This window comes from Streptomyces sp. NPDC021356, from assembly GCF_040641015.1.
In the GTDB taxonomy this organism is placed as follows: Bacteria; Actinomycetota; Actinomycetes; order Streptomycetales; family Streptomycetaceae; genus Streptomyces.
Map to the genome: position 1 here is coordinate 75,204 of NZ_JBFACU010000020.1, position 18,192 is coordinate 93,395.

The following is an 18,192-nucleotide window of genomic DNA, read 5'->3' on the forward strand; positions in this document are numbered from 1 at the left end:
GCTTCGGGATCGACGTTCGGGGCCCGACGCCCTTGGAGCAGGGAACAGTGATGACAGCAACTGACGGCAAGACCGCTTTGATCGTGGGCGCGTCCCGAGGGCTGGGCCACGCGCTGACCGCCGAGCTCCTGAGTCGGGACTGGCAGGTCACCGCGACGGAGCGGCAGCAGTCCGAGCTGCACACCCTGGCCGGGTCGGCAAAGGGCCGCCTCGCGGTGGAGAACGTCGACATCACGGTGCCCGAGCAGGTCACAGCGTTGCGCGAGCGCCTGGCCGGTACGACGCTCGACCTGCTGTTCGTCAACGCCGGAACGAACTACACCACCGACCCCTCGGCGACCCTCGCCGACGTGTCCACCGACGACTTCACCCGCGTCATGGTCACCAACGCCCTGAGCCCCATGCGCGCCGTCGAGACGCTGCAGGACCTGGTCCCGGCGACCGGAACCATCGGGGTGATGTCCTCGGGGCAGGGCAGTGTCGCCGACAACACGAACGGCGGCTTCGAGGTCTACCGGGCAAGCAAGTCCGCGCTGAACCAGTTGATGCGCAGCTTCGCCGCCCGGCACGCCGACGACCCGCGCACGCTCCTGCTCATGGCCCCGGGCTGGGTGAAGACCGACCTGGGTGGCCCCAACGCCCGCCTGACGATCGACGAAAGCATCCCCGGTGTCGTCGACACGATCGAGGCCCAGGCCGGCAAGGGCGGACTGCACTACCTGGACCGCCAGGGCCAGACCGTCCGCTGGTAGCACTCGCGCCGTCCCCGCTCGACCTGGAGGTCATCAACGCGAAGATCATCGCTGTCGGAGAACACTGGAACAGCGCCCGCGTCAAAAGGCACCGGAGCGCCTGCCGTCCGAGTCCCGGGACGTAAGCACTTCATCCACTCGCAGATCACCTCCGACGGGCTCCACGACGCCCCTACCGGGACCTGGATCCACAGATCGAGCTTGGCCTGGCGAGCTTCGGCCGGGGCGCGGCTGGAGGCGTCCGCGGTCTCCTCGAAGACGTCCGGGTCCTCGATGCAGGCCTCGTCCAGGACGATTCTGACGGTCGGTCGACTGCCGGCCCGCGCGTCGGCCTCACTCCACGAAGAGGGGACGGCCGTCACCGTCTGCGGACGGGACCCCGTTACGGGTTGAACGTGCCGCGTGCCGCCCCGCAAGTCCTGGATTCACGGCGGCGGCGCGTGAGCAGCGGCGGACACGATCAACCCACTTGACCCCGGCGGTCTGGAGTTGGCTGGGCGGCGTTCGAGGTCGTTTCGGGTTTGGTGTGGAGGACCTCGCGGGCCTGGTCCGCGGCGCGGGCGAGGCTTTCGGAGACGTAGTCGAGGAAGCGGGCGATGTTCTCCATGCGGACGGCGGACGGGGTGCCGGGCACGAGGATGCCGACGCCCTGGCGTGCGGTCTCGGCGACCTGGGCGGTGGAGCGGACGCTGGCCATCATCGACTGGTACCAGACGTCGTCGTCGATGGCGTACCGCTCGCGTCGGCGCTCGTCGCGCTCCCGGCGGACGAGGTCCTGGCTCTCCAGGAACGCGACCGCCTTGGAGATGGAGGCCGGGCTGACCTGGAGACGCTGGACGAGTTCGGCGGCGGTGAGGCTGCCGGTGTCGCTGATGCACAGGCAGGCCATGACGCGGGCCATCATCTTGGGCGTTCCGGAGGCGATGAAGACGGTGGTGAGCGTCTCCTCGTACTCACGCACCGCCTCGGGGTCGCGCCCGTGGGGCTGCGGGGGCCTCGACGCATCGCGGGGCACGGCCTGCCGGCGGCGGTGGGCGCGACGTTCGGTGGCGCGGTGGGCCAGGTCGGCGCGGTAGGCGGTGGGGCCGCCGTTGCGCATGACCTCACGCGTGATCGTCGAGGTGGGCCGTTCCAGGCGTCTGGCGATTTCCGCGTAGGCGAGGCCGTCGGCCAGGCCCAGCGCGATCTGCTGACGTTCGGACTGAGTGAGCCTGCCTCCCGGCATCGCGGTCTCCTTCGTGCTTCCTGACGGCTCGTGGCGGGGCTCAGCTTAGCGTTCACCATTAGACCATTGCAACGTCCGTAGGGCGGCGTTGCATTAATCGCCAAAACCGTTGCAATGAAATCCATGCACTGACCTGCATATATGACAGCTCCATGCAACACGCTTATTGCTGGAGTCGTGAACGCAACGTAGTGTTTCCATTGTCAGAAACGACGAGCCGAAGGACAGAACGATGCAGAAGTTCGACACCCCCGCCCCGATCGCCGCCGTCCTGGACGTCCCCGCCGGACGGATCCAGGTCATCGCCGCCGACCGCGCCGACACCACCGTCGAGGTCCGGCCGGCTGACCCCGCCAAGGGCCGTGACCTGACGACCGCCGAGCAGACCACGGTCGAATTCGCCGACGGCGTCCTGCAGATCCGCACCGCCGAGCCCAAGAACCAGTACTTCGGCCCCTCCGGATCCATCGAGGTCACCGTCCAACTGCCCGCCGGCTCGACCATCGAGGCCAAGACCGCCTCCTGCGAGCTGCGCGGCGTCGGCCGTCTGGGCGACGTCGTCTTCGAGGGGGCGTACCGGCAGATCAAGATCGACGAGGCCGCGAGCATGCGCCTCACCGCGGTCGACGGCGACGTCGAGGTCGGACGGCTGGGCGGCCCCGCGCAGATCAGCACCGCACGGGGGGACATCCGTATCAGCGAGGCCATGGGCGGCAAGGTCGAGCTGCGCACCCAGGACGGAAGCATCTCGGTCGGCGCCGCCGCCGGCGTCTCGTCCGCCCTGGACGGCAGCACCTCCTACGGCCGTATCAGCAATGCACTCAAGAACGACGGCACCACCGAGCTCGACATCCGCGCCACCACCTCCCGCGGCGACATCACCGCCCGCAGCCTCTGAAACAGCAGCAGCACGGGACATCCGGCCGGGCCCATGGCGGCCCGTCGCCGACCACCCCGGCCGGCCGTCCGAAACCAGACGTACAACGCCTCACGCGACCAGGGGGAAGCCCATGACGAACAGCAGCGCGTCCTCGTCCATCGCGCAGTGGACCGGCATGGTGCCGGTCGACGACACGGCCCTGGCCGTCACCGACACCGGCGGCCCCCGCGTCCCGGTCATCTACCTCAACGGCCAGTTCGCCACCCAGGGGTACTGGCGGCGGGTCCTCGCCGAACTGGGCGGCGAGTGGCGCCACATCACCTTCGACGAACGAGCGCGCGGCAAGAAGTCGGGCCGCTCCGCGGACTACTCCTTCGAGGCCGCCGTCCGCGACGTCGACGCCGTCCTCGCCGCCCGGGGCGTGGAACGGGCCGTGGTGGTGGGCTGGTCCTACGGAGCACTGGTCGCCGCGCACTGGGCCCACCGCAACCCTGACCGCGCCCTGGGCGCGGTCCTGGTCGACGGCGCGTACCCCTACGACTGGCTCGACGACGCGATGGAGCAGCGCATCCGCAAGCTGTTCAAGCGGATGGGCTGGTTCACCCCGCTGCTGCGCCCGACAGGGCTCACCCCGCGGATGACGCCCGCCGAGCAGGCCGACAGCAACATCGAACTCGGCAGGCTCTCCCGCGAGCGCGAACTCGGTCCCGTGCTCGACGGCATCACCGTCCCGGTGCGCTACGTCGTCGCGTCGGGAACGTCCTTCGGCAGCCGCGGCGACGAGCAGGAGCGGATCCGCACCAGCCTCGCCGCGGTGACCTCCCGCAACGCGCACATCCACAGCACCAAGGTGCCCAGCAACCACGGCGCGATCCTCAGGAAGGACTTCCGTGCTGTTGCTGAGGCCGTCTTGGAGGTCGGCCTCGACCGCAGCCGACGCTGAAGACACGACTCGCGGGAGTCCACCGCGTCGGCGCGCGAAGCCTTCGGATTCCGTCGCGCGCGAAGCAGGAACGTCTCGCGCATCCGCACGCCGCGGGCCGCGTGTGGCCGTAGCCCGCCGCTCCTCCAGGTCGTACCCCCTCGCTGCGGGGCGCTCCGCGGTTCGCGGAGGCGGACCGGGTGACGTAACAGCCCCTCTGGTGGCGCTCGGGCTCTGCACGGCCGCTGTTCGGCGATTCCGGCGGCCCGCAGGCTCTCCAGGCCCTTGAGCATGTCCTTGAAGTACTTCGAGCGGGTCGGAGCCACGACCACCGTCGGCGGGTAGGGGCACGTGCGGGCCTTGGCGAGGTAGGAGCGCGCCCGGGGGGAGAAGGCCTGAGAGTCCGCCGCCTCGGCCCGGTCTCGGTGGAGGAGGAACTGGGTCTCCGGGTCGCGGCGGACGAGGTGACCGGGGATGCCGGAGAACTCGGCGTCGGAGAACTTCGCGGCGGTGATGTCCAGCGCCCAGTCGACCGCGGCGTAGAAGCGCTCCGCGGCGTCCCGGAAGGCTTCCTGGACCTCCGCCGGGAGGGTGGAGTGGGCGGGCCGCACCACCAGTTGCGGGATGCGCCCGAAGAGCGTGACGTGCCGGAAGACGCAGGCGAACGGCGAAATCCGGGCGCCGGAGGCGAGGTTGTGCACCGAGACGTCGCTGAACTGCACGCCGTGCAGTACGCCGCCGGCCCGGCAGTCCCGCAGGGAGAGATCGTGCACTCTCAGCCCCGACTCCGGGGCCTCGTACTGGGACAGCGTTCCGCCCTGGAAGGTGCAACGGACGAGATCGGCGCCACCCAGCGAGTGCGGTGAGCCGATCAGCTTCTCGTGCGGAAACACCTTGTCCGTGATGACCGTGCGTGTCGTGGCCCCGCCCCTCTGCCGCCTGTACGCCTGATCGTCCGGTGCCACCGTACCCAGCAGGTCCGACATCGGTGCTGCGGTGTGCGGCCGGCCCCGCGCGTTCAGGGGAACGAGCAGTCTCCGCACCCAGGCCGAGGCCCATCGCGCCGCGCCCGAAGCCTCCGGACAGCTCAACTTCCGAGCTGCAGCAGCTACTTTGCGACTGGGATCACACAGAGGACTCCGGGGCCGAGAGCGGGTGACTTCCGTTCTCGCGTACATCGCCTGCTGGCGCAGGTGTGCCACTCCCCGGTCCGCTGGATCTACTGGTGCTCGCCAGGCCTTCCATCAACCATGGAGGTCCTCAATTCCCGGGCGATGCGCCCTGGTCATGCCCCGCGAACCGTGAAACGCTCCCGCCAGGGACCGTGCACCCGCACGGCCCGAGGGGGAGGGGCCAAAGCCTTGAGAATCAGCCACATGGCCAAGTTCGGCATCGTCGCGAGCCTCGCGTTCGCCGGTGTCACACTCGGGACCACCACCGCATCCGCCGAGGTCTGGGGTGGCGGCTGCCGCGCCTATGTGATGGAGCCGGGCGATGTCGAAATGGACTCCTGCGCCTACGCAGCGGACAGCAGCAACAGCTGGAACAGCACACGCATCTACCCGGATGTCACCACCGTCGAACATCAGTGGAACCCTGGTGATCCGGACCAGGTCGATCCCTGCGCACAGCTCATGCGCGTCAACCGCGACGGCTCGTTGACCCAGATTCACGACTTCGTCTGTGGGGGCTGGGTCGGGCCGGGGCAGGGCGGACCGTCGCAGAACGAGTGGAACGGTACGGACCGCGCCTGGTCCGCCCCGGCAGGCGGCACCTACGTAGTGCAATCCGGATACTGGGCCACGGTCAACGGCCACTACGGCTACTACGGCAACGTGCAGTCTCCCCGGATCTACACCTGACACGCGAGTGTTGCCCACGCCAAGTGCGTGGGCAACAGCCCGTTCCGCTGACGCCCCGTACGAAGCTGCCCCGGCCCTTGTTCCGGACTGCTGTTGGACCGGCCCAGGCAGCCATTCGACAGGCCGAGAGGGGCAGCTCTCCGCTTGGGTCCTGACACCAGATCCTGAACGGGGGTTCTGCGGCTTCGGACAGCGTGATTGGTGTCGTTCGGCGTGCTTGTTCGTAGGAGATGGGCTGCGGGGCCCGAGCCGGGGGTGGCGTCGGTCGTCGGTGCGCGCAGGGCTGTCGGTGTGCTCGCCTCATCAGCGAGCACACCGGGCACTGCTCGCGCTCGCCCGCCGCCGGGTCGACGTGCCGGGGGTGATGCTGCGTGGCGAAAGGCGGTTCACCGCCGCCCCGCCGGTCACGAAGACGGCTTGACACGATCATGGCGACTTTCCCAGAACGGCCAGGACCGCGTCGAGTGCGGTCGGGGTGGTGGTGGCGTGAATGCTGAAACGTATGCGGTCGTCCCCGTGCACGGTCGCGGTCACCCCCGCCGCGTCGAGCCGTTCGTGGACGGCCGGGGCGTCGCCGTGCGGAATGCCCACCACGACGAGACCCGCGCGTTCGTGCGGTGAGACGGGCGACAGCACCGGCATGCCTGCGGCGAGGAGCCGGTCGATGAAGGCGGTCGCCGTGTCCTCGATGCGGTGCTGGACGGTGGCGACCCCGACCGATTCCAGCTGGGCGAGGGCCGTCGCGAGTGCCCCGGATGCGAACGGTGATCCGTTGGTCGTCGAGAATCGCTGTGCACCGGGGAGCGGCTCGTGGGGTACGCCGTCGTAGCGCGAGGGTCTTTCGACACCGGTCCAGCCACCGAGAGTCGGCCGGAGGCGCGCGAGGCCCCGGGGGGACAGCGCCACGAAGCCCGTGCCCCACCCCGCTCTGAGCCACTTCTGGCCGCCGACGACGAGCGCGTCGGCCAGGGTCCAGTCGGCGTCGACGACACCGAATCCCTGGATGCCGTCCACCACGAGGAGGCGGTCGCCGATCGCGGAGCGGATGCCGGGCAGGTCGGCGCGAACCCCGGTTCGGAAGTCCACCGCGCTGACCGCCACCGCGACGGTGTCCGGCGTGAGCGAGGCTGCCACACGTTCGGGCGTCACCGGCGCGAGTTCGTCCCCGGGTACGGCCCGCAGAGGACGCACGGTGATGAGCCCCGCCTCCTGCGCCCGCCACCACGCGTACAGGTTCGAGGGGAACTCCGCAGCGCTGACGAGCACCGCGCCCCGCGGCAGCCCGAAGGCGATCTGGAGAAGGCCGAACGAGGTGCTGGGCGTCAGCACCACCGCGCCGCGGTCGAACCCGGTGAGGCGGGAGACTGCCGCGAGGGCGTTCTCGTCCTCCGCGTGCAGTCCCGCCGAGGGAACACCGGCGCTCGCCTCGGCCGTGAGCCGGCCGATCGTCTCCACGACCGCGCGCGACGGTGGTCCGTAGCTGCCGAAGTTGAGGTATCCGGCCGGCTCGGCGAAGGAGGCGAGGTAGTCGTCGAGTTCTGCCGTCATGCGAGCACCCGCCGCGTCATCGGGGCCGCGGCGGTGGCCGCGTCGACAGCGGCGGCCTCCGCCCGGCTCGGCAAGGCGGCGCTCTCCCACGCGCGGGCGGTGGTGACCACTGCCCGCAGGTACGCCGGGCGCCCGGCGAACGGAGCGTCCGCCCACCGCCCGTCGAGGACCGTCGTGCCATGTCCGTCGGCATGTGAATGGCCCGACAAGGCATGACGGACAGAACACCTCTCACACGGGGTTCTCACAGCAGCGGCGGCAATGCCACCCGCTGGACCGGTGTGGTGTTCCCGGCGCGGTCGGTGGCGGTGAACTCAAGGGTCTGGGGCTCGTCGCGCAGCGCCCTGGTGAACGGCTCCTGGTAGATGCCCCAGAACGTCTCCGGGGTACGCCATTGCACGTGGTCCACGCCGGACACGTCGTCGGCGGCGTACAGGGTCACCTCGACGTTGCTCGGTCCGAGCGGCCGGATTTCGGCACGCACCGTCGGGGGCCGCGTGTCCACGGCGACCTCGCGAGTGACGTGGACGACCCGTCCGGAAGAGTCGGTGGCCCGGCCCCGGAGCACATGCCGGCCCTCGCCGGCCAGCGCGATCACGCCGGTCGCGGGCTGCCATGTGCCCTCGCCCACCGCGGCCTCCAGAGTGGCGGGCGAGACCGAGGTCACCGCGAAGCCCGGCTCGCGGGTGTACCACCCTGACGGGGCACGGTCGCCGGTCACCTCCACCCGGACCACCGGCAGCGGGTCTCCCACGCCGACGTCAGCCGGGAGCGACCACTCGACGACGTCCTCGACCGGCCGCCCGTCCGCGGAGGTCACCCGGGACACGCGCGGTCCGTCCGCCGAGTCCGGGCCGACCACACCGCGGCGGGGCACGGCCGGGCCGTCGAGGGTGCTCGCGGCGGCGGCCATGAGCACCGCGACCGCCTCGTCCCGGCTCAGCAGCCCGGCCCGGGCCGCCCGTACCACCCCCTGGTGGACCGCGGTGAAGAACGCGGTGACATCGGCGTAACCGCCGTGCGCCCACAGTCCGGTGAGGAACGACCAGCCCTCGGCGTCATGGCGGTCGGGTACCCCCGGCGCGCTGCCCAGGAAGGCGATCTCCGGGTCGGCCAGACGCAGGTACATGTGATAGCGGTGGTCGCCGCCGGACCAGGCCGGTTCGAAGGTCCGGCCGAACACCGAGACCAGGTCGCCGTCGGTGGTGTGCCCGGCGATGCTGCCGTCCAGTCGCCGATGGGCGGCCGCCGCGACCGGCAGGGTGGTGGTGGCCTCGTCGCGCGCCAGCAGCACCGTGGGGCCGAGTTCCAGGCTGACCAGCGTGGGATCGTCGGGGGTGGGCACCAGCCGCAGCGGCATCGGCAGGTCGAGTTCCACGATGTCGCCGGGGCGGAGATCGCGCCGCAGCGTCACGAATCCGGTGTCCGGCACCGGCGTCTCGACGCCGTCGACCCGGGCGCCGGCGGCCCAGGGCGGGATGCGCAGGTGCAGCTCGCCCGAGAAGGCGAGGCCGAACTCGAGTGCCACCTTCCCGTCGCGGGGGTACCGGGTCCGCAGGACCACCTCACCGTCGGCGCGGCGCAGCCGCGAGGGTACGTACTGCGTCACGTACAGCTGCCCGGGTGCGTGGAACCACACCGATTCCTGATGCTTGACGTGGCTCTCCAGGCCGGTGCCGCCGCAGCAGGTGCCGGCATTGTCGTACTCGCGGACGGCGCCCGGGTCCACCGGGTACATGTACAGGACCTCGGGGCTGGTGTCCGAGGTGACGTCCGCGCGGGAGCCGACGATGTGATTGAGCGAGGCGCGCTCGGCGTAATCGGCGTACCGGCTGTCGAGGGTGTGCCCGAACAGTGAACGGGCGATCTTCAGCAGGTTGTAGGTGGCGCAGCTCTCGGCGTTGCGCCGCTTGACGAACCCGGCCACGGTGTCCGCGGGGCCCCACAGTTCGCCCTCGCCGGTGCCGCCGTGCGCGAAGGTCCGGCCGGGCACGATCTGGTCCCAGAGGGCGACCACCGCGTCGAGGTAGCGGCGGTCGCCGGTGGCGTCGTACTGGTCGAGGTGCCCGACCAGCATGGGGAGGTGCTGGTTGGCGTGCATGCCGTCGAGCACGTCACGGCCCTCGACGGCGGCGTCGAGCACGCTGTCGACCTCGAACGCCCCGGCGGTGCGCAGGAACAACGGCTCGCGGGTGAGCCGGTGCAGTCTCACCATGGTCTCGTTCATGCCGCCGAATTCGCCGGCGATGTAGAGCGACCACATGCGCTGCAGTTGTGTCCGCTCCAGCCGCAGAATCCGGCCGGCCACCCAGTGGCCCATGCCGGTGACGATCTCAAGCGCCTTCTGGGAGCCCGTCAGCTCGTACGCGTCGAGCAACCCAGCCATGATCTTGTGGCACGTGTAGTACGGCGCCCAGATCTCCCCGTAGGGCGCCAGTTCCTCCAGCCGTGAGAACTGCCACTCGCCGTACGCCGCCAGGAATCCCGGGTGGCTGTAGCGTCCGGTCGCCGCCAGCGCATCGCGCACCTCGGCCAGGCCCGCGACCATCTCGTTCGTCCTGCTCAGCAGGGATTCCTCGCCGGTCGACGCGTATGCCAGCGACAGCATCGACAGGAAGTGCCCCGCGTAGTGTCCGCGCAGCAGGCTCGCCGTGGGTGCCACGCCCGGTCCGGGGTAGTCGGCCTCGGACCACGCTCGCTCGTCGGGGTGGCCGAAGTCCTCCCAGGTGCCGGGTGGCAGCGCCCCGTGGGTGTCGAGCCCGGCGTTGGCCCGGAAGACCGCGAGCACCCGGTCCACCGGGAACACCCTGGCGAGGTGCAGCATCTGGTCCCGGGTCCGGGAGTGCACGCCGTCGAGCAGGTCCACGTCCCGCAGGGCGAAGGGATGTGCGCGGGTCATCGGGCCGCCCATTCCTCGAGTCCGGCGGCGTCGATCGGCAGCGCGCCCGACAGGACCTCGTGCCCGGTCCCGGTGACCAGGAGGTCGTCCTCCAGGCGTACGCCGATCCCGCGCAGTTCCGGGGGGAGGGTCTCGTCGTGGGCGTGGAAGTACAGGCCGGGCTCGACCGTCAGCACCATGCCGGGCCGCAGCCGCGCGCCCTGGTACTGCTCGTACGACGACGAGCCGCAGTCGTGCACGTCCAGGCCGAGGTGGTGGCCGATACCGCAGACGAGGTAGCGGCGGTGCTGCTGGCCCTCGGGTGCGAGGGCCTCGTCGACCGAGACGGGCAGCAGCCCCCAGTCGTGCAGCCCGCGGGCGAGGACTTCCATGGCGGCGAAGTGGAAGTCGGTGTAGGTGGCGCCGGGGCGCACCTGGTCCATGCCTGCGCGGTGCGCGGCCTCGACCAGGTCGTGCACCCGGCGCTGGTCCGGTGTGAAGGTGCCGGCCACCGGTATGGTCCGGGTCACGTCCGCGGTGTACAGCGAGTTCGTTTCGACGCCCATGTCGAGCAGCAAGGTCTCACCGGGCCGGACCTGGCCGTCGCAGCGGACCCAGTGCAGGATCGGCGCGTGCTCGCCGGAGCCGACGATGGTGTTGTAGCCGGGCCCGTTGCCGAAGGTGCGGGCGTGCCGGTCGAAGGTGCCCTGCAGCCAGCGCTCCCCCAGGGCGTCGGCGACGGCCCGCGGGATCTCGTCGGCGACGGCGGCGAATCCGGTGACCGTGTGGTCCACGGCCTCACGCAGCTGTGCGATCTCCCAGTCGTCCTTGATCATGCGAAGGTCGGAGAGCACGGATCGCAGTTCGTCCGGTCGGCCGCCGTCCCGCTCACCGAGCTCACCGAGTTCGCCGATCGGCCGCACCGGCAGGTCCAGCGCGGCCGCCCACGCCGCGAGCCCCGCCGAAGGGCCGACCCACAGTTCCCCGTGCGCCGCACTGGCGTGGAAGTCGCGTTCGCCGGGCCGGGCGGGAGCGGGCATGTACAGCACCGCGTCGTGGCCGCCCGGCCGCGGCTTCATCACCAGGACCGCGCCCTCGATCTGGCACGAGGTGGCCCAGAGGAAGTCGCTGTCCGCCCGGAACGGGTAGTCCGCGTCGCCGTTACGGTGCCGGGCGCGGCCCGCCGCCAGGACCACGGTCCGGTCCGGCAGGCAGGCGCTCAACCGGGCCCTGTGCTCGGCCGCCGCCCGTGCCGCGGCCGGACTCACCGGCGCCGGGACGTCGCGTTCGGCCCAGCCCTGCCCGATGCGGGCCAGGAAGCCGGGGCTTTCGTCGGCCAGACGCGGCGGCTTCGTCCCCGCGTACGGCGGGGTGGTGATCTCGGTCAACGCTTTTCGCCTCCTCGGTCGCGGACCATCTCCCGCAGCCGGTGGAACACCCGGCCGTCGGCGATGCCGTCGTGTTCGTACTCGTTGGTCACCCAGGTCTGCGCGTTGCCGACCCGGGTCAGGGTGTCGCGCTGCAGATCGGCGTCGACGAACACGTCGTCGGCGTACACGGCGGCGGCCAGCGGGACGTCGTTGGCCGCGAGCCGGGCCGGGTCGTAGAGCGGGCTCCAGACCTTCTGCTCGGCCAGCTCGGCCATCGCGGGTGCGAACGGCCGCAGCGCCCGGATCTCCTCGAACATCCACGGGAACGTCATCTCCGAGGTGAACAGCAGCGGCCGGCGGTCCTCGGCGAACTCCGGCCGCCGGTCCCGTTCGCGCTGGGCCGCCCAGCGGAAGGGACCGTTCGCGCCGTCGCCGTAGATCGACTCCTGGAGGGTCCAGAACAGCGGGTTTCCCGCGTTCGACGTCTTGACCAGCACCGTCTGAAGGAACCGACCGTCGAGCCTGCCGTCTTTGCGGATCGCTTCACAGATCAGCCAGTGCAGGCGCTGGTGGCCGGCTCCGAAGCCGAGCTCCCCGCCCAGGGTCTGGAACCGGCGCACCGACAGCGGCGAGCCGTCGGGCAGCGTCACGTCACCGGCGGCCAGCCGGTCGGCGATCGCCGTCACCGCGGCGACGTCCTGCGGATAGCGCCGGTAGAAGTCGGCGGTCTTGCCGGCCACCCGGTCGAACGTGCGCCGGTAGACCTCCTCCGGATCGGGTGGTGTGCCGGGGATTCCGCCGCAGACGTAGCAGGCGGTCAGTGCCTCGGGGGCGCCCGACAGGTAGGTCAGGGTGATCCACCCGCCGAAGCTCTGCCCGAGGGTGGCCCACCGCTTGCCGTCGTAGCACCGGGCCCTGACGTGTTCGAGGTCGCGCACGATCGAGTCGGCCCGGAAGTGCAGCAGGTGGTCCGCGGCCGCCCGGGCGTCGGGGAGCGCCGCGATGTCGGTTCCGTCGACCGGGGTGCTGCGCCCGGTGCCGCGCTGGTCGACCAGGACGACCCGGTAGTGCTGCAGGGCTTCGGTCAGCCAGCCTTCCACCGGGGCGGGCCGGGGGTTCGCGCCGCCGGGGCCGCCTTGCAGATAGGTCAGCAGCGGCAGTTCGTCGTGGCGGCGTTCGGGGTCGGTGAACTCCCGGACGAACAGCTCGATACTCTCGCCGCCGGGATCCGACCAGTCCAGTGGTGCGGCGACGGTGAACTCACGGACCCAGGCGCCGGGCAGGGGGTATTCCACCAGGTTCATGCGGTGGCTCCGGTCGAGTCGCGTCGGCGCGTGTCCCACTCGGGGCGGATACGCGGCACGGCGGCCAGCAGTTTGCGGGTGTACTCGTGGCGCGGATCGCCGAAGACCGCGTCCCGCTCGCCGGCCTCCACCACGCGGCCGGCCGTCATCACCGCGACGCTGGTGGCGATCTGCCGGACCACGGCGAGGTCATGGGCGATGAACAGGCAGCCGAAGCCCTCCTCGCGCTGCAGTTCGCGCAAGAGGTTGATGATCTGTGCCTGCACCGAGACGTCGAGCGCCGAGACCGCCTCGTCGCAGACCAGTACACGCGGGCTCACGGCGAGCGCGCGGGCGATGCCGATGCGCTGTGCCTGCCCGCCGGAGAACTGCGCCGGGTAGCGATCGACGTGATCGGGGTCGAGCCCCACCCGTTCCATGAGTGCTCGGGCGACCGCCCGGGTGCCTTGGGGTATCGGCCGTTTCTGGTAGCGCAGGGGCGCGGTGACGATCCGCTCGACGGTGTGCCGGGGGTTGAGCGACGAGAACGGGTCCTGGAACACGACTTGTACCTGGCGGCGTACCTCCAGGAGGCCGGGCCCCTGCAACGCGGTGATGTCGCGGCCGTCGAGGTGGACGGTGCCCGACGTGGCGTCGATCAGCCGGGCGGCGAGCCGCGCGGTGGTCGACTTGCCCGACCCGGACTCCCCCACCAGCGCGAGGGTCCTGCCCGCGTGCAGGTCGAAGGAGACGGAGTCGACCGCGGTGAACCTGCGCGCGGGGCGCAGCAGTCCGGCCGTACCCGCGATGGGGAATTCCTTGACCAGGTCCCGGGCCCGCAGCAGCGGTTCGGAGCTCATGTGTCGCCTCCCAGGGTCTGCAGTTCGCCGATCTCGTCGTCGATCCGCGGGACCGCGTCGATCAGCGCCCGGGTGTACGGGTGCCGCGGGTCGCAGAAGATCTGCTCGGTGGTGCCGGACTCGAGGACCTTGCCGTGCCGCATGACGATCAGTGTGTCGGCGACCTCGCTGACCACGGCGAGGTCGTGGGTGATGAGGATGAGCGCGGCACCGGTGTCCCGGCGTACCTCGGCGAGCAGTTCGAGGATCTGGGCCTGGACGGTGACGTCGAGCGCGGTGGTCGGTTCGTCGGCGATGATCAGGCTGGGCTCGGTGCTGAGCGCCATCGCGATCATCACGCGCTGGCGCATGCCGCCGGAGAACTGGTGCGGGTATTCGTCGACTCGGCGGGCCGCGTCGCGGATGTGCACGCGTTCCATCGCCTCGATCGCCGCCTTGCGGGCTGCCCGGCGGCTGACGCCGGAGCGGTGCGACCGGTAGGCCTCGGCGATCTGCGTGCCCACCGTGTAGTACGGGTTCAGCGAGGAGAGCGGGTCCTGGAAGACCATCGCGATCCGGTCGCCGCGAACGGCGCGCATGCGGCGTTCGTTCAGCGTGGTGAGCTCGTCGCCGTCGAACTCGATGCTGCCGGCGCGGGTGGCGCCCTTCGGGAGCAGCCCCATGATCGCGAGACTGGTCATCGACTTGCCCGAGCCGGACTCGCCGACGATGCCGAGGGCACCGCCGGGCGGTACGGCGAAGTCGATGGTGTCGACCACCGGCACGCCGTGGAAGGCGACGGTCAGGCCGCGCACGCGCAGCAGGTCGCTCATGACGCCACTCCCACTCTGACCCGCGGGTCGATCGCCGAGTACACGAGGTCGACGCCCATGTTGCCGACCACGACGAAGAACGCGGCGAGCAGCGTCACCGCCATGATCACCGGCTGGTCGTTCTTGGTGATGGAGTCCGCCGCGAGTTTGCCGACGCCGTTGAGCCCGAAGACCGTCTCGGTGATCAGCGCGCCGCCGAGCAGGCCGGCGAAGTCCATGCCCGCGATCGTGACGATCGGGGTCAGCGCGGGCCGCAGCGCGTGCCGCCGCCACACCAGGTCCGGTCGCAGGCCCTTGGCTCGCGCGGTCCGCACGAAGTTCTCGCCCAGGGTGTCGATGACGTTGGCCCGGGTGAGCCGGGTGTACGACGAGGCGTAGCCGATCGCCAGCACCGTCCAGGGCATGATGAAGTTGAGGAACCACTGCCCCGGGTCGTCGGCGAACTGCACGGCCTGGGGGAACGGCAGCCACCGCAGCCACACCACGAGCACGTACTGCAGCGCGAGGGCGAGCACGTAGTTGGGGATCGACATGCCGCCCAGGGTGAGTCCGGCGATGAACCGGTCGGCGAACCTCCCTTCGCGCACGGCGCTGAGCAGACCGCCGAGCACGCCCATGACCAGCCAGAGCACGGCCGCGCCGACGGCGATCACCGCGGTCACGGGCAGCCGCTGCACGATCATGTCGGTGACGAGCTGCGAGGTCTGGAAGGAGTAGCCGAGGCAGGGGGCCGGGCAGTGCACCGTGGACGGGCCGCTGCCGTAGTCGCGGCCCAGGAACAGCCCTTGCAGGAAGTGCAGGAACTGGGTGAGGAACGGGTCGGTCAGGCCGAGGTTGGCGCGGATCTGGTCGATGCGCTCCGGGGTGCAGTTCTTGCCGCAGATCTGCACGGCCGGGTCCGGCGACAGGGCGAAGAAGATGATGTACGTGAACAGGCAGACCAGGAACAGCACCAGCAGCATGCCCAGCACGCGGTGCACGACGTAGCGGGTCATGAGCGGCCCCCCGGCTCGACGGCCTTGCGGATGTGGTCGCCGAGGACCATGAAGGACAGCACCAGCAGCGCCAGGAAGACGCCCGGCACCAGGAAGTACGTGGGAACCACCGCGTACCAGTTCACCGAACTCGAGATCATCTGCCCCCAGGACGGCGTGGGCGGCACCAGGCCGACGCCGAGAAAGGACAGGCCGGCCTCGGTACCGATGTAACCGGGTATCGCCAGGGTCACCATGACCACGATGGTCGAGCGCAGGTTGGGCAGGATCTCGGTGAACACGATGGTGGTGCGGGAGGCACCGGACGCGCGGGCCGCCTCGACGAACTCCCGCTCCTTGAGCGACATGGTCTGTCCTCGTACGATCCGGGCCAGGTAGGGCCAGCCGAACAGCGAGATCACCACGACCAGCAGGTACTGCCGGTCGTCCGCGGGCAGTGCGGACAGCACGGCGATCATGAAGATGAGCGCGGGGAACGCCATCAGGAACTCCATGACCCGCGAGATCAGCATGTCGGTCCGTCCACCGAAGTATCCGGCCAGCAGGCCGAACACCATGCCGAGCACCGTGGTGAGCAGCGTGGCGCCGAGGGCGATGAGCATCGAGGAGCGGGCGCCGTACACGATCCGGGCGAAGACGTCCCGGCCGGTACCGGGCTCGACACCGAGCCAGTGGGACGAGGAGGCACCGCCCCAGGACCCGACGGGGATGCCGCCGAGGTCGGGGTCGACGGCTCTCTGGTCGAACTCGTACGGGTCCCAGCCGCTGATGCGGACGATGAGAGGTGCGAACACCGCCATGAGCACGATCAGTGCGATGTAGCCGAGGCAGGCCACGGCCACCGGGTCGCGCAGCAGGGCGCGGGCCATGCTCCGGCGAGGGTCGGGGGCGGTCCCGGCGGCGCCCGGTACGGACACCTCCGGTGCCTGCGGACCGGTTGACGAGATCGTCATATCAGCCCTTCGCCGGGTCCTTGAGACCGATGATCCCGTAGTCGAGGTCGCCGCTGGGCGCGATCACTCCCGCCACGTTGGTGCCCGGCAGGTAGATGCGGTTCGCGACGTTCAGCGGAACGACGGGGGCCAACGCCATGATCTTCTTGTCCAGTTCGCCCCAGGCCTTGTTCGCCGCGCTCAGGTCGGTCATCGCGCTGATGCGGTCGAACTCGGCGTTGACTGCGTGGTCGTCGAGCTGGGCGAGGTTCTGGTTGCCCTTGGCTGTGACGTGCCGGCCGTCGAAGAGCGGCGGCAGGAACGTCGACGCGCTCGACGCCCAGTCCGGGCACCAGCCGGTGATCGCCGCGTCGTGCTGCTGCGACGGTGTGCCGATCGTCTCGTAGAAGGTCGACGCGTCGATCACGTTCAGCCTGACCTTGATACCGGCCCGCTTGAGCGCCTGCTGGATCGCCTCGCCCTGGCGCTGGTCGACCTCTTTCGCCCGTACGTCCAGGGTCATCGTGAAGCCGTTCGGGAAGCCCGCCCCGGTGAGCAGTTGCTTGGCCTTGGAGGTGTCACCGGCGTGGTTCGCGCTCGGATAGGGGTCGTAGTCGACGTGCCCGGAGACCGCCGACGGCAGGATGGTGTCGGAGACCGTCGCGAACTGCCTGCCGCCGCTGGCGTTGAGTACCGAGCCTTTGTCCACCGCGTAGTTGACGGCCTGACGCACCTTCACGTTGTCGAGCGGCTTCTTCGTCGTGTTGAGACTCATGTACGTGAGACAGGTCGACGGCGCCTTGATCGTCCGCGCCTTGAGCTGCGGCGTCTGCAGGCGGGCGACGGTGGCCGTCTGCACGCTGCCGGCGACCACGTTGATGTCGGCGCCCTGGCCCGCGATGAGGCGCTCGTCGATGGTGGCGCCGTCGACGCCGATGGTGAAGCGCCACGCATCGGGGTAGGCCTTGCGGACGGTGTCGCTCTTCGCGTCCCAGTGAGGGTTGCGCTTGAGCTGGATCAGGCTGCCCGGGGTTGTCTTCTCCACGTCGTAGGGACCGGAGGCGATGACGTTCTTGATGAACGAGTCGCCCCCGCCGGTGCCGACCGGGAACGGGGTGCCGCTCGGCATGGACAGCGCCGCGTCGAACTCGGGGAAGGGGGCCTTGAGATGGAAGACGATCGTCCGGTCGTCCGGTGTCTCGATCGTCCGCAACTCGCCCGAGCGGTACGGCCCCAGATACCCCTTCGGGGCAGCGATCAGCTGCTTCAGGTACGGCGCGCCGATGCCGATCTCCGGGTCCCAGCTGCGGCTGATGCCGAACTTGACGTCCTTGGACGTGATCGGCGCTCCGTTGGCGAACTTGATCCCGGCCTTGAGCTTGTAGGTCCAGGTCAGACCGTCGGCGGAAACCTTGCCGAGGCTCTCCGCGAGGTCGGGCACCATCGCGTTGGGGTCCTTGGCATCGTTGGGCGCCTTGGTGACCAGCTGGCGGTACAGCAGACGGTAGAACGCGTTGACGCCGCCGTCGAAGCCGCGGGACGGGTCGAGATAGGAGAAGGCGGTCGACTGCAGGACCTGCACGGTTCCGCCCCTGACCGCGGTCCCACCGCTCCCACCGCCGGCGCCCGCGGACGAGGAGCCGCCACCGGTGCATGCCGAAAGGGCGAGTACGCCGGCCGCCAGCCCAGCGAGCGCCGCTGAAGACGAGATTCTCTTCAAGGGGTCCTACCTTCCGGTCGGGTGCGGGCAGCCCGGCCGTCCGGATGAGCGGGAGGGTGGCGGGCCGGCGGACCAGCGACTGTGTGCGGAAATGGTGAGCGGATGCGCTGCGCGTCCGGTGGGCCGGCTGGCAGAACAGCCGCAACCGGTCCC

Annotated in this window: 14 protein-coding genes; 4 read left to right on the plus strand and 10 right to left on the minus strand. The window is 70.4% G+C overall.

Annotation, left to right across the window (positions count from 1 at the left end):
* The first annotated feature begins 50 nt into the window (after nucleotides 1-50).
* The gene (locus tag AB0G56_RS25935) at nucleotides 51-752 is read left to right on the plus strand and encodes an SDR family NAD(P)-dependent oxidoreductase (RefSeq protein ID WP_360973239.1); all 702 of its coding nucleotides are present in this window, start codon (nucleotides 51-53) and stop codon (nucleotides 750-752) included.
* Nucleotides 753-1,212: 460 nt separating this feature from the next.
* Here the strand turns inward: AB0G56_RS25935 and AB0G56_RS25940 are convergent, their stop codons facing one another.
* Entirely contained in the window at nucleotides 1,213-1,977 is a 765-nt protein-coding gene (locus tag AB0G56_RS25940; RefSeq protein WP_360973241.1) for a helix-turn-helix domain-containing protein, read from the minus strand.
* Nucleotides 1,978-2,209: 232 nt separating this feature from the next.
* On the opposite strand from AB0G56_RS25940, the gene AB0G56_RS25945 reads away from it, so the two are divergent.
* The 3 genes from AB0G56_RS25945 to AB0G56_RS25955 all read left to right on the plus strand — a co-directional run bounded on the left by AB0G56_RS25945 (nucleotide 2,210) and on the right by AB0G56_RS25955 (nucleotide 5,641).
* The gene (locus AB0G56_RS25945) at nucleotides 2,210-2,875 is read left to right on the plus strand and encodes a DUF4097 family beta strand repeat-containing protein (protein ID WP_360973243.1); all 666 of its coding nucleotides are present in this window, start codon (nucleotides 2,210-2,212) and stop codon (nucleotides 2,873-2,875) included.
* A 112-nt stretch (nucleotides 2,876-2,987) separates the two neighbouring features.
* The gene (locus tag AB0G56_RS25950; RefSeq protein WP_360973245.1) at nucleotides 2,988-3,800 is read left to right on the plus strand and encodes an alpha/beta hydrolase; all 813 of its coding nucleotides are present in this window, start codon (nucleotides 2,988-2,990) and stop codon (nucleotides 3,798-3,800) included.
* A gap of 1,355 nt (nucleotides 3,801-5,155) precedes the next feature.
* Nucleotides 5,156-5,641: a hypothetical protein gene (locus AB0G56_RS25955; RefSeq protein ID WP_360973247.1), complete on the plus strand. Its 486-nt coding sequence runs from the start codon at nucleotides 5,156-5,158 to the stop codon at nucleotides 5,639-5,641.
* A 426-nt stretch (nucleotides 5,642-6,067) separates the two neighbouring features.
* Here AB0G56_RS25955 and AB0G56_RS25960 read toward each other — a convergent pair whose 3' ends face one another.
* The 9 genes from AB0G56_RS25960 to AB0G56_RS26000 all read right to left on the minus strand — a co-directional run bounded on the left by AB0G56_RS25960 (nucleotide 6,068) and on the right by AB0G56_RS26000 (nucleotide 17,901).
* A complete protein-coding gene (locus tag AB0G56_RS25960; RefSeq protein ID WP_360973249.1) occupies nucleotides 6,068-7,189 on the minus strand; it encodes an aminotransferase class V-fold PLP-dependent enzyme in 1,122 nt (373 codons plus the stop codon).
* A gap of 244 nt (nucleotides 7,190-7,433) precedes the next feature.
* Entirely contained in the window at nucleotides 7,434-10,088 is a 2,655-nt protein-coding gene (locus AB0G56_RS25965) for a beta-L-arabinofuranosidase domain-containing protein (RefSeq protein WP_360973251.1), read from the minus strand.
* On the minus strand, nucleotides 10,085-11,455 hold the full coding sequence (locus AB0G56_RS25970; protein ID WP_360973253.1) for an aminopeptidase P family protein: 1,371 nt from the start codon (nucleotides 11,453-11,455) through the stop codon (nucleotides 10,085-10,087). The genes AB0G56_RS25965 and AB0G56_RS25970 overlap by 4 nt, the downstream gene beginning before the upstream one ends.
* Nucleotides 11,452-12,741, minus strand: a complete 1,290-nt coding sequence (locus AB0G56_RS25975) for an alpha/beta fold hydrolase (RefSeq protein ID WP_360973255.1) — start codon at nucleotides 12,739-12,741, stop codon at nucleotides 11,452-11,454. The genes AB0G56_RS25970 and AB0G56_RS25975 overlap by 4 nt, the downstream gene beginning before the upstream one ends.
* Nucleotides 12,738-13,580 carry an ATP-binding cassette domain-containing protein gene (locus AB0G56_RS25980; RefSeq protein WP_360973257.1) on the minus strand — a complete coding sequence of 281 codons (843 nt, stop codon included), beginning with the start codon at nucleotides 13,578-13,580 and terminating at the stop codon, nucleotides 12,738-12,740. The genes AB0G56_RS25975 and AB0G56_RS25980 overlap by 4 nt, the downstream gene beginning before the upstream one ends.
* Complete coding sequence (locus tag AB0G56_RS25985; RefSeq protein WP_360973259.1) at nucleotides 13,577-14,392, minus strand: ABC transporter ATP-binding protein; 816 nt, start codon at nucleotides 14,390-14,392, stop codon at nucleotides 13,577-13,579. The genes AB0G56_RS25980 and AB0G56_RS25985 overlap by 4 nt, the downstream gene beginning before the upstream one ends.
* Nucleotides 14,389-15,387 (minus strand): ABC transporter permease, encoded by a 999-nt coding sequence (locus AB0G56_RS25990; protein WP_360973261.1) that lies wholly within the window; start codon nucleotides 15,385-15,387, stop codon nucleotides 14,389-14,391. The genes AB0G56_RS25985 and AB0G56_RS25990 overlap by 4 nt, the downstream gene beginning before the upstream one ends.
* The gene (locus AB0G56_RS25995) at nucleotides 15,384-16,340 is read right to left on the minus strand and encodes an ABC transporter permease (RefSeq protein WP_360973263.1); all 957 of its coding nucleotides are present in this window, start codon (nucleotides 16,338-16,340) and stop codon (nucleotides 15,384-15,386) included. Before AB0G56_RS25995 ends, AB0G56_RS25990 begins: the two co-directional genes overlap by 4 nt.
* Before the next feature lies 1 nt (nucleotide 16,341).
* The gene (locus AB0G56_RS26000; RefSeq protein ID WP_360973265.1) at nucleotides 16,342-17,901 is read right to left on the minus strand and encodes an ABC transporter substrate-binding protein; all 1,560 of its coding nucleotides are present in this window, start codon (nucleotides 17,899-17,901) and stop codon (nucleotides 16,342-16,344) included.
* Nucleotides 17,902-18,192: the final 291 nt, after the last annotated feature.